We start from the raw sequence: 14,755 nt of genomic DNA, 5'->3' as shown, positions 1-14,755 counted from the left end.
GGCGGCTCCGGTTACCAACTGACGGTGGCGGTGACGATGTCGCTGTATGAACCGGCAGGGTAGTTGGTGTTGGCGACCTGGCCGTAGACGGTGATCGGCTGCACTGCACCATTGCCGGTGCCGGCCTGGGTGTCGGTGCCGATGGTCGAGCCCCAGTTCTGCGTGCGCGCGGCATTGCGATACAGCGAGTAAGGCACCCGCGTGGTGTTGCCGGCGACGGCGCTGCCCATGGTGCGGGTGGTGACCGTGGCGCCGGAGCCGGAACCGGCGTTGAGCGCGATGTTGTACGGCGTGCCGGAGGTGCAACGCACGTTCAAGGTGCCGGTGCTGTTGATCGCCGTCTGGTTGGAATTGACGCTGCCGAAATCCACGTCGGTGGGGGCCGTCTGGATGTCGCAGACGCTGGTGATCTGGATCTTGACGTTGAAGGTGCGCGAGTCGGACTGGGCCCAGGCCAGGCCGGTCCCGGCGACGAACAGCACGAGGAAGGCGAGAACGCGATGGAAGAGGTACATGGCAGGGTTCTTCGGTGAGGGCGGACAACCGCCGGTGTCGCCATCAATGCAAACTGCGGGCCAGTTCACATTTTTTTGGATCGTCATCTAGATTTCACATGAGATGGCGACCACAGGACAGCGCGTTCAGTGCGATGAAGACGATGGTGGTCAGGGCAACGCGCCGGAAAACCACCGATGCGCCCGGCGCGTTCAGCCAGCGCCGGGATGAGCGATAATGACGACCATGACCGTCAATCTGAAAACTCCGCAGGACATCGAGAAGATGCGCGTGGCCGGCCGCCTGGCCGCCGAGGTACTGGACCTGATCGGCCCGTACGTGAAGCCCGGCGTCACCACCGCCGAGCTGGACCGCATCTGTCACGACCATATCGTCAAGGTGCAGCAGGCGGTGCCGGCCAACGTCGGCTACCGCGGCTTTCCGAAGACCGTGTGCACGTCGGTGAACAACGTGATCTGCCACGGCATCCCCAGTGAAAGCAAGGTCCTGAAGGACGGCGACATCGTCAACATCGACGTCACCGTGATCAAGGACGGCTGGCACGGCGACACCAGCCGCATGTACTGCGCGGGCACGCCCTCGGTGATGGCGCGGCGCCTGATCGAGGCCACCTACGAGGCCATGTGGCGCGGCATCCGCGCGGTGAAGCCGGGCGCCACGCTCGGCGACATCGGCCATGCCATCCAGCAGTACGCCGAGAGCGAGCGCTTCAGCGTGGTGCGCGAGTACTGCGGCCACGGCATCGGCAAGGTCTACCACGACGAGCCGCAGGTGCTGCACTACGGCCGGCCGGGCGATGGCCTGGTGCTGAAGCCGGGCATGACCTTCACCATCGAGCCGATGATCAACGAGGGCACGCGCTATACCCGCGTGCTGCCGGACGGCTGGACCGTGGTGACCAAGGACCGCAAGCTCTCGGCGCAATGGGAGCACATGGTCGCCGTCACCGAGGATGGGGTGGAGGTACTGACCCTGTCGCCGGGCGGCCTCGGCGAGCCGTGAGCCTGCTGCCGGCCGGTGCCGATGCCGGCATGCCCGATGCCGGTGTCGACGACGCCGGCTGGGCGGCCGCGGTGCGGCAACTGCTGGCGCAGACCGATGCGCGGCTGAGCAAGCGCTTCGACCAGGGCGACGACATCGACCGCCTGCTGGCGCTGCGCGCGCGCGCGCTGGACCAACTGATCCGTCACGCCTGGAGCCGCTGCGTGCCGCGCGAGGCCGGGCTGGCCCTGTTCGCAGTGGGCGGTTACGGACGCGGCGAACTGTTCCCGCGCTCGGACATCGACCTGCTGGTGTTCGGCGAGCTCGACCCCGTCTACGAACCGGCGCTGGCGCGGCTGTTCCCGCTGCTGTGGGATGCCGGGGTGCCGGTGAGCCACGCAGTGCGCTCGGCCGCGCAGTGCACCGCGGCCTGCGCCGACCAGACCGTGCTGACCGCGTTGATCGAGGCGCGCCCGCTGCAGGCCGACGCCGCCGCCAAGGCGGCGCTGGCCGCATCCATCGCGCCGCAGCGGGTGTGGCCGCCACGCGAATTCTTCATGGCCAAGCGCGAGGAGCTGCAGGCCCGCCACCAGCGTTTCGGCGATACCGCCGACAACCTGGAGCCGGACATCAAGGACGGCCCCGGCGGCCTGCGCGACCTGCACACCCTGGGCTGGATGGCGTTGCGCGCGTTCGGCGTGCGCGACCTGGAGCCGTTGATCGGGCTGGGCCATGTCGGCGGTGACGAAGCCGCCGCGCTGCGCCGCGAGCGCCGCGAACTGGCGCGCTTGCGCTACGGCCTGCACCTGGTCGCCAACCGCCCCGAAGAGCGCCTGCGCTTCGATTACCAGAAGACCCTGGCGCAGCGCCTGGGCTTCTCCGACGACGTCGAGAGCCTGGGCGTCGAGAAGATGATGCAGCGCTTCTACCGCAGCGCGGCGATCGTGCGCCGGCTCAGCGATCGGCTGCTGCAGCGCTTCGAGGAACAGTTCGATGGCGAGGCGCAGCCGCAGCCGCTGGCCGGCGGCTTCTCGCTGCGCCGCGGCTACCTAGCCGCCGACGACGAGCACTGGCCGCAAGCCGACCCGGTGCAGGTGTTCGCGCTGTTCGCCACCTGGGCCGCACACGGCGAGATCCGCGGCCTGCATTCGCTGACCGCGCGCGCGCTGGCCGAGGCGCTGCCGCACCTGCCGGCCTACGCCAGCGCCAGCACGACCGCGCGCGAGCGCTTTTTGGCGCTGTTGCGCGGCCCGCGCGCGGTGCAGACGCTGACCCGGATGGCGCGGCTGGGCGTGCTCGGGCAGTGGATCCCGGCGTTCGCGCAGGTGTCCGGGCGCATGCAGTTCGACCTGTTCCATGTGTACACGGTCGACCAGCACACGCTGATGGTGTTGAAGAACATGGCGGTGTTCGCCAGCGCGCGCGCCGACGACCGCTTCTCGATCGCGCATGAGGTCTGGCCGCGGCTGCGCAAGCCGGAACTGCTGCTGCTGGCCGGCCTGTTCCACGACATCGCCAAGGGCCGCGGTGGCGACCATTCGGAGCTGGGCGCGGTGGATGCGCGCGCGTTCTGCGCCGCGCACGCGCTCAGCGCCGCCGACACCGATCTGGTCGCCTGGCTGGTCGAGCAGCACCTGCGCATGTCGGTGACCGCGCAGAAGCAGGACATCGCCGATCCGGACGTGATCCATCGCTTCGCCAGCCTGGTCGGCGACCGCGAGCGGCTGGATCATCTGTATCTGCTGACCTGTGCCGACATCGCCGGCACCAGCCCCAAGCTGTGGAACGCGTGGAAGGACCGGCTGCTGGCCGACCTGTACTTCGCCGCCCGCCGCGCGCTGCGCGAGGGCCTGGAACACCCGCTGCCGGTGGCCGAGCGCCTGCAGGAGGCACGCGAGGCCACGCGTGCGCTGATGCACCTGCAGGGCCACGACGACGTCACCATCGACCGCCAGTTCGCCGGCATGCCGGACGAGAGTTTCCTGCGCTTCCGTCCCGAGCAACTGGCCTGGCAGGCGACCTCGCTGATGGAGGTGGAACTGGGCGGCACCCTGGTCAAGGTGCGTCCGGTCACCCCCGACGACGCGGCGCTGGAAGTGTTCGTGTACTCGCCGGACCGCGACGGCCTGTTCGCCGCGATCGTGATGACCCTGGACCGGCTCGGCTACGGCATCCATCGCGCGCGGGTGCTCGATGCACCGCATGAGGCGATCTTCGACACCTTCGAGGTGATGCCGGCCGATGCCTTCGCCAGCGGCGACATCGCGCAGCTGCAGGCCGGGCTGCGCGAGGCGCTGGCCGGCGACCTGGCGCGGCTGCGTCCGGCGCGGCGCGTGGTGCCGCGCCAGCTGCGGCATTTCCGCTTCGCCCCGCGCATCGAATTCCGCGAGAGCCTCGACGGCCGCCTGACCCGGCTCAGCCTGGTCGCGCCAGACCGCCCCGGGCTGCTGTCGGACGTGGCCCAGGTGCTGCGCCGGCACCAGCTGCGCGTGCACGACGCGCGCATCGCCACCTTCGGCGAGCGCGCCGAGGATCTGTTCCACATCACCGACGAGCACAACCTGCCGTTGCCCGACGCCTGCCGCCAGGCGCTGCAGGCCGCGCTGCAGGCCTGCCTGGACCCCGATACCCCGCCTGGAGACCCCCGCTGATGGCCACCAAGAAGCCTGCCGCCAAGACGCCCGCTGCGAAGAAGCCGGCCACCAAGAAGACCGCGAAGCCGGCCAAGTCCGCCAAGCCGGTCGCCGCGAAGCCTGCGGCACCGACCGCGGCGGCCAAGCCCGCGCCGAAGCCGCTGCGCGCCAAGCCGGTCGCCATGCCCAGCGCCGACGAACTGAAGTTCACCATCGACAGCGCGTTCGAGCGCCGCGCCACGCTGACCCTGGACGAGATCGAGGGATCGACCCGGCCGGTGGTCAACCGGGTCATCGACGGCCTGGAAAGCGGCGAGTTCCGCGTCGCCGAGCCGGACGGGCACGGCGGCTGGAAGGTCAACGAGTGGCTGAAGAAGGCGGTGCTGCTGTACTTCCGGGTCAACGAGATGGCGGTGGTGGAAGCGCAGCCGGCGCCGTTCTGGGACAAGGTGGAGTCGCGCTTCGCCGGCTACCACGAGGCCGAGTTCCGCAAGGCCGGGGTGCGCGTGGTACCGGGCGCGGTGGCGCGCCGCGGCAGCTACTTCGGCAAGGACGTGGTGCTGATGCCGAGCTTCACCAACATCGGCGCGCACGTCGGCGAGGGCACCATGGTCGACACCTGGGCCACGGTCGGGTCCTGCGCGCAGATCGGCAAGCATTGCCACCTCTCCGGCGGCGCCGGCATCGGCGGCGTGCTCGAGCCGCTGCAGGCCAGCCCCACCATCATCGAGGACCACTGCTTCATCGGCGCGCGCTCGGAAGTGGTGGAGGGCGTGGTGGTCGGCCACCACAGCGTGATCGGCATGGGCGTGTTCCTGGGCCAGAGCACGCGCATCTACAACCGCGCCACCGGCGAGATCTCCTACGGCTACGTGCCGCCGTACAGCGTGGTGGTGTCCGGGCAACTGCCGGCCAAGGACGGTTCGCACTCGCTGTACTGCGCGGTGATCGTCAAGCAGGTCGACGCCAAGACCCGCAGCAAGACCAGCGTCAACGATCTGCTGCGTGGGTTGGCTGACTGAGGATGGTGAGACCGGGCTAAGCCCGGTTTCGCTCTGGTGTGCTGCTTCCTGTCGACTTTATGGTCAGGCGCGGTACTTCTTCGCGCGTTGCGTAGCTATTGCGCGCGTCGGTGTCTGAGTGTCTAGGGCATTGGCATTCGCAAAGGCGCGCTGCGAGGCAACGACAAAAGCTTTCGCCCTTGCGGGCGAGTTACTTTGATCAGCCTTTGGCTGCTGAGAAGCGCTTCTTTGCTCGTGCAAAGAAAAGTAACCAAAAGAAGCGCTTTACCACAGCCGAAGGCTGGTCAAGCACGCCCTGCCTTGCGCCCTCCGCGCTGCGCGCTCCGGGTCCGCGGATGCACCGGGGATTCGCGGAAGGGGCTTGGCTGCTTTGCAGCCAAGTCCGGGGCAGGCGCCTCACGGCGCCAGCCCGCCCGCCGGGGCGAAGCAGTGCTTCGCCTTTTTCCGGCGAGCCCTGCCCCTGCCGCGAACGGCGCATGTCCATGTGCGCCGCCCCTTCGGGGTTTTTCCCCGGTCCACCCGCCGCTGCGGAAGGGAACCCGGTAAATCAAAAGCAAACGCAAAGGCGGTAAAGCACGCGGTGGCTTCTGTCGTCGGGACCCGCATGCAAAGTCTTCGGCGGATTCGGCTCCAGTGCGAACAGCCGTGCGTCGGCAAGAACGCGGCGTTCGGCCTAGTGGCACTGTGCCGCTTGTAGGTAGGCAAGCTCAACTGATGGCTGTCGCCCGTAAGAGTTGGTCGACTGGTTCATCGTAGGGTTCGCGATTCCGAACCAAGGGCAGAGCGGGCGCACACCCGACGTACATCGGTGGCCGGATACGCTGCCACACGCGGGTTCGAGCGCTGCCGCGGCAGTGTGCATTGGACCGACGATGCCCGGTGCGGACTGTTGCCGGGTGCTGCACTGCCCTGACAGGGAGACACCAATGCGGAAGATGAAATGGGCTTGCTGGATGACGGTGGCGTTCGCGCTGTCCGGGTGCGGTCGCGAGGGCGCGCCGACGCCAGCGGCACCTGCGGACGGTCATACGCTCACCGAGACGGGCGCTGCGCCAAACCCCGTGCCTGCTGCGACCGCTGCGCCTGCAAAAGCGCCTGCGACGACGGAAAGCGCCAGCGTGGCAAGCGAACCACTGTCCTGCGCTGCCGAGATCGGTGCCGACGCTGCGGCGGCGCGCGTGGCGACCTGTCGCTCGGTGTCGCCGGCCACGCATCCGCCCTGCAATGCCGCGAACAGTTGCGCCATGATCGACGACGAGATCGCCCGTAGCTGCGCGCTGCTCGGCCGCGACGGACCACACACTGCCGGTTGCGGCCCGGCCGCCGACAGCCCGCAGGCCGCGGCCGACGTGGTGCGGCGTTATTACGCGGCGATCAACGCGCGCGACTACGCGGTGGCCTGGCAGCAATGGGGCGAGGACGGGCGCCCGGGGCAGTCCTACGACGCGTTCAAGGCCGGCTTCGCCCAGACGCGCGCGGTGAAGGTGACGATCGGCGCGCTCGGTGCCAACGACGGTGCCGCCGGCTCGGTGTATCAGCCAGTGCCGGTCACCGTGGAGGCGACGCTGGCCGACGGCACGCGGCAACGCTTCCGTGGCGACTACGTCCTGCGTCGAGTCAACGGTGTCGACGGTGCCTCGGCCGCGCAACTGCGCTGGCGCATCGACTCGGCCCGGCTCAAGGACGTGCCAGCGCAGTAAGGCGCGGTCGGGTCGAGTGCGTTTTCTCTCTGCTTGGGGGGAACCGACGGCGCGTGCGCCGGGTAAGATCACGCGCGATGTCTGCGTGTGCCATGTCACTGTGGCGCGCCGACCCCTGACCCCAACCCCTCTCCCGGCGAGAGAGGGGCTTTATTCGCTTGATGGGACATTTCGATGACGACGTTGTACGGATTGAAGAACTGCGACACCTGCAAGAAGGCGACCAAGTGGCTGGACCGCTTCGGCGTGGCCTACACCTTCGTCGACTACCGCGAGCACAAGCCGACCCCGGAAACGCTGCTGGAATGGGCCGGCCAGGCCGGTGGCTTCGACGCGCTGGTCAACAAGTCCTCCACCACCTGGCGGCAACTGCCCGATAACAAGAAAGCGCCTGGCTCCGATGCCGAGTGGAAGCTGCTGCTGCGCGAGTATCCGCAACTGATCCGGCGGCCGGTGGTGGTGACCGACGACGGCCGGCTCAGCCAGGGCTTCTCCGACAACGGCTTCAAGCAGCGATTCGGTATCGAGTGAACATCCGCCCGTACCGGGCAGACGACTGGGCACGCCTGTGCGCCATCCACGACGCCGCGCGCCTGGAGGAACTGCAGGCGGCGGGGTTGGCGGATGCGTTCCTGCCGCTGCCGATCGCGGCCGAGCGTGAACACCTGTTCGACTACCGCGTGCAGGTCGCCGAGTGGCAGGGCCAGGTGCTCGGCTTCGTCGCCGACGATGGCGAGGAACTGGCCTGGCTGTACGTGGATCCGGCCGCGCGCCGGCGCGGCGTCGGCCAGGCGCTGGTGACCGCGGTGCAGGACGCCAGCCCGGCTGGCCTGACGCTGGAATTGCTGGATGGCAATGTCGCGGCACTCGCGTTCTACCGTGCCTGCGGCTTCGTCGAAACCGGCGTGCAGCATGGGCGCATGCCCGGCAACGAGGCCTTCGCGGTACGCGTGCGCTGCATGCGCTGGCCGGGTGTCGCGCCGTAGCGAAGGCCAGGATCGCGAACGTGCATCCGCCAGGGAGACCCTGGCAGAGACTTCGAATCCGCCAGTCCCGCTCGTACACTGCACTTGCTGCGTCGCCCGCCCGCGACGTTACCGGCCCCGATCATCATCATCGCGCCCTAGCGCTTTCCCAAACGGTGTCCCTTGCATGTCCGATGTCCTTGAACTCGCCCGCGACCTGATCGCCCGCCCGTCGGTCACTCCCGACGATGCCGGGTGCCAGGCACTGATCGCGCAGCGGCTGGAACGCGCTGGTTTCGCCATCGAGCATTTGCGCTGCGGCCAGGTCGACAACCTGTGGGCGACCCATCGCGGTGGCGATGGCCCGGTGCTGGCACTGCTCGGCCATACCGACGTGGTGCCGCCGGGGCCGCGCGAGGCCTGGGCCAGCGATCCGTTCGCGCCGCAGATTCGCGACGGCGTGCTGTACGGGCGCGGCGCTGCCGACATGAAAGGCAGCGTGGCCGCGTTCGTCGTCGCCGCCGAACGGTTCGTGGCCGCGCAGCCGCAGCACCCGGGCACGCTGGCGGTGCTGCTGACCAGCGACGAGGAAGGCGATGCGATCGACGGCGTGCGCCACGTGGCGCGATTGTTCGCCGAGCGCGGCGAACGCATCGACTGGTGCATCACCGGCGAACCCTCGTCCACCGAGCGGCTCGGCGACCTGCTGCGGGTCGGCCGCCGCGGTAGCCTCTCCGGCGCGCTGCGCGTGCGTGGCGTGCAGGGGCATGTGGCCTATCCGCACAAGGCGCGCAACCCGATCCACCTTGCTGCGCCGGCGCTGGCCCAACTTGTCGCGCGGCATTGGGACGACGGCTACGAAAGCTTCCCGCCGACCAGCCTGCAGATCTCCAACGTGCATGCCGGCACCGGCGCCAACAACGTGATCCCCGGCGAACTGCAGGTCGCCTTCAACCTGCGCTACACCCCGCACTGGGATGCGCCGCGGCTGGAAGCGGAGATCGCCGCGCTGTTCGATCGCCATGGCCTGGACTACGACCTGCGCTGGCACCGCAGCGGCGAGCCGTTCTACACACCGGAAGGCACGCTGCGCCGGGTAGCGCGCGAGGTGCTGGGCGAGGTCGCCGGCGCGCCGCCGGAGGAGAGCACCGGCGGCGGCACCTCCGATGCGCGCTTCATCGCGCCACTGGGCGCGCAGTGCATCGAAGTCGGCCCGGTCAACGCCAGCATCCACCAGGTCGACGAGCACGTGCGCGTGGCCGACCTGGAGGCGCTGCCGGATCTGTACCTGCGCCTGATCGAACGGTTGCTGCGGTAACAGTTGCACCGGCCCGCGCGCCGGGTTACGGTCGCCGCATGACCTCGCTGTCCGTCCTCCGCTCGACCACCGCCAACGGCCGCAACAATGCGCTGGCGAATAATCGTGCGCGGCCGATGCGGGTCTGCGACTAGGCGCTACCAGAAACACCACGCCCAGCCACCAGAAAACCCGCATCGGCCGATGCGGGTTTTTTTGTGCCTGGGCGTGTGGATTCCCTCGCAACCCTTACCCCACGATCAGGAGTTTCCCCATGTGTTCGATCTTCGGCATCTTCGGCCTGCAACCGGGCGACGACCTGCAGGCGCTGCGGCGGCAGGCGCTGGACTGCTCGCAGCGGCAGCGCCATCGCGGCCCGGACTGGAGCGGCGTGTATGTCGACGACGGCGCGATCCTGGTCCATGAGCGCCTGGCCATCGTCGACCCGGCCGGCGGCTCGCAGCCGCTGCTCTCCGACGACGGACGCCTGGCGCTGGCGGTCAACGGCGAGATCTACAACCATCGCGAGCTGAAGAAGGAACTCGTCCAGCCTTACGCCTTCCAGACCGGTTCGGACTGCGAGGTGATCAATGCGCTGTACCGCGAAACCACGCCGGACGCGCTGCTGAACCGCCTCAACGGCATCTTCGCGTTCGCACTGTGGGACAAGGCCGCGGGCCGCGTGCTGATCGCGCGCGATCCGATGGGCGTGTGCCCGCTGTACTGGGGCCACGACGCGCAGGGCCGGCTGCGGGTGGCCTCGGAGATGAAATCGCTGGCCGACAGCTGCGCCGACGTCGCCCAGTTCCCGCCGGGCCACTATTACGACAGCGCCAGCGGCGAACTCGTGCAGTACTACCGCAAGCCCTGGCGCGACTATGCGGCGGTGCAGGGCGTGGAGGTCGGCAAGCAGGAACTGCGCGAGGCGTTCGAGCGTGCCGTGCATCGGCAGTTGATGACCGACGTGCCGTACGGCGTGCTGCTCTCCGGTGGGCTGGATTCCTCGCTGGTGGCAGCGGTGGCGGCGCGTTTCGCGCGCAAGCGCATCGAAGAGAACGACGAGGCCGAGGCCTGGTGGCCACGTCTGCACTCGTTCGCGATCGGCCTGAAGGGCTCGCCGGATCTGGCCGCCGCGGCGATCGCGGCCGAGGCCCTGGGGACCGTGCACCACGGCTTCGAATACACCTTCGAGGAAGGCCTGGACGCATTGCCGGAAGTCATCCGGCACATCGAGACCTACGACGTCACCACCATCCGCGCCTCCACGCCGATGTTCCTGCTGGCGCGGCGGATCAAGGCGATGGGCGTGAAGATGGTGCTGTCCGGCGAAGGCAGCGACGAGATCTTCGGCGGCTACCTGTATTTCCACAAGGCGCCGAACGCGCGCGAATTCCACGAGGAACTGATCCGCAAGCTCGACGCGCTGTACAACTACGATTGCCTGCGCGCCAACAAGTCGATGATGGCCTGGGGGGTGGAGCCGCGTGTGCCGTTCCTGGACGTGGAGTTCCTGGACGTGGCCATGCGCATGGATGCCCAGTACAAGATGATCGACAAGGCCAGTGGCGGCGCGGCGCGCATGGAGAAAGGGGTGCTGCGCGACGCCTTCGAAGGCTATCTGCCCGAGTCGATCCTGTGGCGGCAGAAGGAGCAGTTCAGCGACGGCGTCGGCTACGGCTGGATCGACGGCCTGAAGGCGCATGCCGAAGCCCAGGTCAGCGACCGCGAACTGGCCGCGGCCGACAAGCGCTTCCCGGTGAACCCGCCGCAGACCAAGGAAGCCTATTACTACCGCAGCCTGTTCGAGCGCGCGTTCCCGACGCCGGCCGCGGCCGAGACCGTGCCTGGAGGCAAGTCGATCGCCTGCTCCTCGCCGGCGGCGATCGCCTGGGACGCCAGCTTCGCGGCCATGGCCGATCCCTCCGGCCGTGCGGTGGCGGGTGTGCACGCGCAGGCGCTGGGAGCCTGAACTCGCACGTCCCGCCGGCGATGCGCCGGCGGGACGTGCCGGACTCGGGATCCAAGCAACGGGAGTCGGCGGTGCTTCGGATCGCGGCACCGCCTTTCCGGGGGCCGCGTCCCGGGTCCCGGCCTTACTCGAAGCGCACGCAGTGGCCGTAGCGTTCGGGCTGGATGTCGATGCCCGAGGCGTCGGCCTGGTTGTTCTTGCGCCACAGGTTGGGGCGGAAGTCAGGGCCGGTGCAGTTGGCCGCACTGTCCACGCCGATGGTGTAGGTGTAGGGATTGCCGCGGAAGGTGTTGTTCTCGAAGGTGTTGTCCTGGCTCATGCTGTTGTCCCAGCACAGGATCTGCGGCGTGCGCTGGCGGATCGAGCAGGTCAGGTAGAGCCCGGCGCCCTTGTTGTCGATGAACTGGTTGCCGGCGAACAGGTTGCGCCGCGCGTCGGCCAGGTACACGCCCTGGCTGCCGTTGCGCTCCAGCCGGTTGTCGCGGATCTCGCTGTCTTCCAGGTGCTCGGTGGTGATGCCGGCGGCGACGTTGTCGTGGATCACGTTGTCGATCAGCTTGACCTTGGCGGTGCGGTTGAACGACACGCCATCCCAGGTTGCGCCGGACACGTCGTTGTGCGCGATCAGCAGGTCGCGGCTGTCGAACTCGCTGAGCAGGCAGGCGCTGCGGCACTTGCTCACCCGCAGGTGGGTCAGTTGGATGTCCTGGCCGTTGCGCACCACCACCAGGCTGTTGCTCAGGTACGGGCGCTCGGGCATGAACTCCTTGTCGATGGTGCCGCCGACGATCTGCAACTGCTCCACGCGGACGTCGCGGATCGGCTTCAGCGGGCGCTCGTTTTGGTAATCGCCGATGACGATGGTCGGTTGCTGCACGTGGTCGCGCATGCGCAGCACGGTGCTGTCGCCCTGGCCGCGCAGGCGCAGGCCGTCGCGCTGGATCGAGATCAGCTTGCTGACCGGGAATTCGCCGGCGCTCAGGCACACGGTGGCGGGCTTGCCGTCGTTGGGGACGCGGTCGATGGCGGCTTGCAGATCGTCGCCGGGTTCGGCGCGCACGCTGCAGTCGGAGTTGGCACTGGCCGCGTCGGCGGCCGGCGTGGCACAGGCGGAGAACGACACGGCCGCGGCGAGCGGCAGCAACAGGGCGAGCAGGGGAGGGCGCTTCATCGGTAGGCAGACTCGGCAGTGGGGGGAGGGGAGGCGGCGGACCGGCGCATGGGACGAACGCCGGCGCGAAAACATCGGGTCATTGTGGCGTGGACGGGCTTAATGTCAGCGTGTGCCGGGTTTGACCGGGCAGGAACTTTGTGGCGCGGCCCTGCACCCAGTCGGCGTGGCCGGCGCCCCAGAACGGCGACAGCGGATGGCCGCTCTGGCCGCCCGGCATGTGCACGATGCCGTCGGCCTCGTGGCCGGGTGCCACCACCATGCGCTCGGAGGCGCCGAAGGCCGGGCGCTGCACCCGTGGCATGTCGTCGTCGCCCGCCAGCGGCGTGTCCGGCATGCACAGCCAGCCGCGCAGCGGCGCCGGCAGGCCCTGCGCCAGCGGGTGGCAGATCGCCGCACGGTTCTGCTGGCCCCAGCGGCGCGTGTCCAGCGGGCCGTCGGCCTGCAGCGTCGTGCGCACCTCGGCGGCGGCGTCCTCCAGCAGCGCCTGCCAACTGCCGTAGCGGCGCGGCAACAGGTGCAGGGGCTGTTGCTGCAGCAGCGGCCAGGCCACGCCTTCCAGTTGCGGCAGCGGCGGTGGCGCGGCATCGGCGTCCGATCCTGTCCGGGCCGGCGCGATCAGGCCGTCGCGGATCCGGGTCAGCACCGCCAGGCGCCATGCGCGCACCAGGGTGTAGCTGACCGAACCGGTGCTGGCGCGGCCTTCCCAGTGCGCGGCCGCCTGCGACACGGCGTGCAGCGCCGGCGTGGCCGCGCCGGCATCGCGTTGCCGTAGCAGTGCCCACCAGCGCTGCAGGAACAACGCGCGGTCGTCGAGCTGGATCGCCAGCAACTGTTGTTCGTCGAGATGCGGGTGCAGGCGCAGGTCGTCGCGGATCTGCTGCGCGCGCGCGCCCAGCGCGTAGCCGCCGTCGCCGATCGGGGCCAGTTCGGCGCCGCCGACCACGCGAGCGTTGGCGGTCCACAGTTGCCCGTCGGCGGGATCGATGCGCTGCGGCGACTGGGTGGTGGACAGCGGCCATGGCGCGCAGCGGGCCTGCGCCGGCACCGTCGCGCGCACGTCGTGCATCACCGCATCGGCCGCGCAGTGCGGGCCGCGCAGCGGCAGCGGGCCGAGTACGCGCCAGCCGATGTGGCCGTCGCGGTCGGCCAGCACCAGGTTCTGCGCCGGCGTGGCGATGGCTTGCGCGTGGGCGAAGGCGCTGCCCAGCGTCTCGGTGCGGGCGAAGTCGGCCAGGCCCAGGTTCAGCGCACCCGGCAACTGCGCGGCCCAGCGCAGCGCCAGCGCGCTGCCGTCCGGCTCGTGCTGCAGGATCGGGCCGTAAGCGGTGTCCTCCACCTGCAGCGTGGTGTCGGGAGCGCCGGAGACGCGGATCAGTTCGCGATGCACGGTGACCGGCGTGCAGCCGGGTTGGGCCACGGCGGCGCATGGGGTCAGTCGGTACCAATCGGCGGTATCGGCATAGCTGTTGGTGAAGCCCCAGGCGATGTGGCCGTTGCTGCCGACGATCACTGCCGGCAGGCCCGGCAGCGAGAACCCCGACACGTCCACGCGGCCGCCCGGTGCCTGCGCATCGGCATAGCGCAGGCGCACCCGGAACCACAGACTGGGCGCGCGCAGGGCCAGGTGCATATCGTTGGCGACGATGGCACGGCCGTCGGCGGTGCGGCTGCCGGCGATGGCCCAGTTGTTGCTGCCGGGCGCGCTGGTGGCGACCGCTTCCGTCGCGGCCGGCGCGGGCGCGTCGGCCAGGCGGCGCAGATCGACCTGGCCGGCATCGGGCAGCACCGCGTCGCCGCGCACGCTGCCGTCCAGTGTCGCGTCCCAACTGCTGCCTTCGTGGCGCAGCAAGGCATACAGCGGCGCCGGCAAGCGCTGCTGCAGGCGGTACAGGTCCAGCTTGCGCTCGAGTTGCTTGCCCTGCAGATCGAAGTACATCGCCTGGCCGGCCAGCGCCGAATCCACCGGCTGCCAGTCGCGCGGCGTGGCGAACAGCATCAGGTACGGCCACGGCCGCACCCGCAATGCGTGAAGGCCCTGGTTGACGCCGGCGCTGTAGGCCTGCAGCGCCGCTGTATGCGTGCCGGCGAACGTGGCCAGTTGCGCGCTGCTGCGGGCGCGCAGGCGCTGCGCGCGCCGCGCCTTGTCCACGCCCAGCGCATGTGGGCCGACCAGCTCGGACAGTTCGCCGGCGGCGGCGCGGCGCAGCAGGTCCATCTCGAAGAAGCGTTCCTGCGCGTGCACGTAGCCGAGCGCGCGCATCGCATCGGCCTCGTCGGCGGCATCGATGGTGACCACGCCCAGCGCGTCGCGCTGGATGCTCGCCGGCGCCCGCAGGCCTTGCAGCGGCGCGGTGCCGTCGAGCGTGGCCAGGCTGCCGCGCAGCAGCAGCCAGACGCCCAGCGCCACGGCCGCCGCCAGCAGCAGCGTCCCCAGCAGCAGGCGTTTCCATCGACCGCGCATCGTCTCTCTCCGGATAGGCAAGTCTCCGATTCTAGAC

Annotated in this window: 12 protein-coding genes; 8 read left to right on the top strand and 4 right to left on the bottom strand. The window is 69.5% G+C overall.

The window, feature by feature from the left end; all coding sequences use genetic code 11:
- Nucleotides 1–11 precede the first annotated feature (11 nt).
- Entirely contained in the window at nt 12–515 is a 504-nt protein-coding gene (locus FHR66_RS11795; RefSeq protein WP_160965670.1) for a Csu type fimbrial protein, read from the bottom strand.
- 226 nt (nt 516–741) lie between these two features.
- On the opposite strand from FHR66_RS11795, the gene map reads away from it, so the two are divergent.
- From map to dapD, 3 genes are read left to right on the top strand one after another with little or no spacing between them, the layout of a single operon-like run.
- Nucleotides 742–1,518 carry a type I methionyl aminopeptidase gene (gene map / locus FHR66_RS11790; RefSeq protein WP_237474207.1) on the top strand — a complete coding sequence of 259 codons (777 nt, stop codon included), beginning with the start codon at nt 742–744 and terminating at the stop codon, nt 1,516–1,518.
- Nucleotides 1,519–1,547: 29 nt separating this feature from the next.
- Nucleotides 1,548–4,148 carry a [protein-PII] uridylyltransferase gene (locus FHR66_RS11785; RefSeq protein ID WP_160965881.1) on the top strand — a complete coding sequence of 867 codons (2,601 nt, stop codon included), beginning with the start codon at nt 1,548–1,550 and terminating at the stop codon, nt 4,146–4,148.
- Nucleotides 4,148–5,152 carry a 2,3,4,5-tetrahydropyridine-2,6-dicarboxylate N-succinyltransferase gene (dapD, locus tag FHR66_RS11780; RefSeq protein ID WP_160965672.1) on the top strand — a complete coding sequence of 335 codons (1,005 nt, stop codon included), beginning with the start codon at nt 4,148–4,150 and terminating at the stop codon, nt 5,150–5,152. Before FHR66_RS11785 ends, dapD begins: the two co-directional genes overlap by 1 nt.
- Nucleotides 5,153–6,176: 1,024 nt before the next feature.
- Here the strand turns inward: dapD and FHR66_RS20930 are convergent.
- Nucleotides 6,177–6,398, bottom strand: a complete 222-nt coding sequence (locus tag FHR66_RS20930) for a hypothetical protein (RefSeq protein WP_202394585.1) — start codon at nt 6,396–6,398, stop codon at nt 6,177–6,179.
- Between FHR66_RS20930 and FHR66_RS20925 the strand changes: the two genes are divergently transcribed.
- The 5 genes from FHR66_RS20925 (at nt 6,397) to asnB (ending at nt 11,083) form a co-directional block, all read left to right on the top strand.
- Nucleotides 6,397–6,852 carry a hypothetical protein gene (locus FHR66_RS20925; RefSeq protein WP_202394586.1) on the top strand — a complete coding sequence of 152 codons (456 nt, stop codon included), beginning with the start codon at nt 6,397–6,399 and terminating at the stop codon, nt 6,850–6,852. The genes FHR66_RS20930 and FHR66_RS20925 overlap by 2 nt on opposite strands.
- Before the next feature lie 174 nt (nt 6,853–7,026).
- Entirely contained in the window at nt 7,027–7,383 is a 357-nt protein-coding gene (locus FHR66_RS11770; RefSeq protein ID WP_160965674.1) for an arsenate reductase, read from the top strand.
- A complete protein-coding gene (locus FHR66_RS11765; RefSeq protein ID WP_160965676.1) occupies nt 7,380–7,838 on the top strand; it encodes a GNAT family N-acetyltransferase in 459 nt (152 codons plus the stop codon). Before FHR66_RS11770 ends, FHR66_RS11765 begins: the two co-directional genes overlap by 4 nt.
- Nucleotides 7,839–8,004: 166 nt before the next feature.
- Nucleotides 8,005–9,135: a succinyl-diaminopimelate desuccinylase gene (gene dapE / locus FHR66_RS11760; RefSeq protein WP_160965678.1), complete on the top strand. Its 1,131-nt coding sequence runs from the start codon at nt 8,005–8,007 to the stop codon at nt 9,133–9,135.
- Between the two features lie 253 nt (nt 9,136–9,388).
- Nucleotides 9,389–11,083 carry an asparagine synthase B gene (gene asnB, locus FHR66_RS11755; protein WP_160965680.1) on the top strand — a complete coding sequence of 565 codons (1,695 nt, stop codon included), beginning with the start codon at nt 9,389–9,391 and terminating at the stop codon, nt 11,081–11,083.
- A 124-nt stretch (nt 11,084–11,207) separates the two neighbouring features.
- Here the strand turns inward: asnB and FHR66_RS11750 are convergent, their stop codons facing one another.
- Nucleotides 11,208–12,254, bottom strand: a complete 1,047-nt coding sequence (locus FHR66_RS11750) for a right-handed parallel beta-helix repeat-containing protein (RefSeq protein WP_160965682.1) — start codon at nt 12,252–12,254, stop codon at nt 11,208–11,210.
- Nucleotides 12,255–12,333: 79 nt separating this feature from the next.
- A complete protein-coding gene (locus FHR66_RS11745) occupies nt 12,334–14,718 on the bottom strand; it encodes a penicillin acylase family protein (RefSeq protein WP_160965684.1) in 2,385 nt (794 codons plus the stop codon).
- Nucleotides 14,719–14,755: the final 37 nt, after the last annotated feature.

This window comes from Xanthomonas sp. F4 (assembly GCF_011761895.1).
This window is presented reverse-complemented; position numbering and strand designations above follow the sequence as displayed.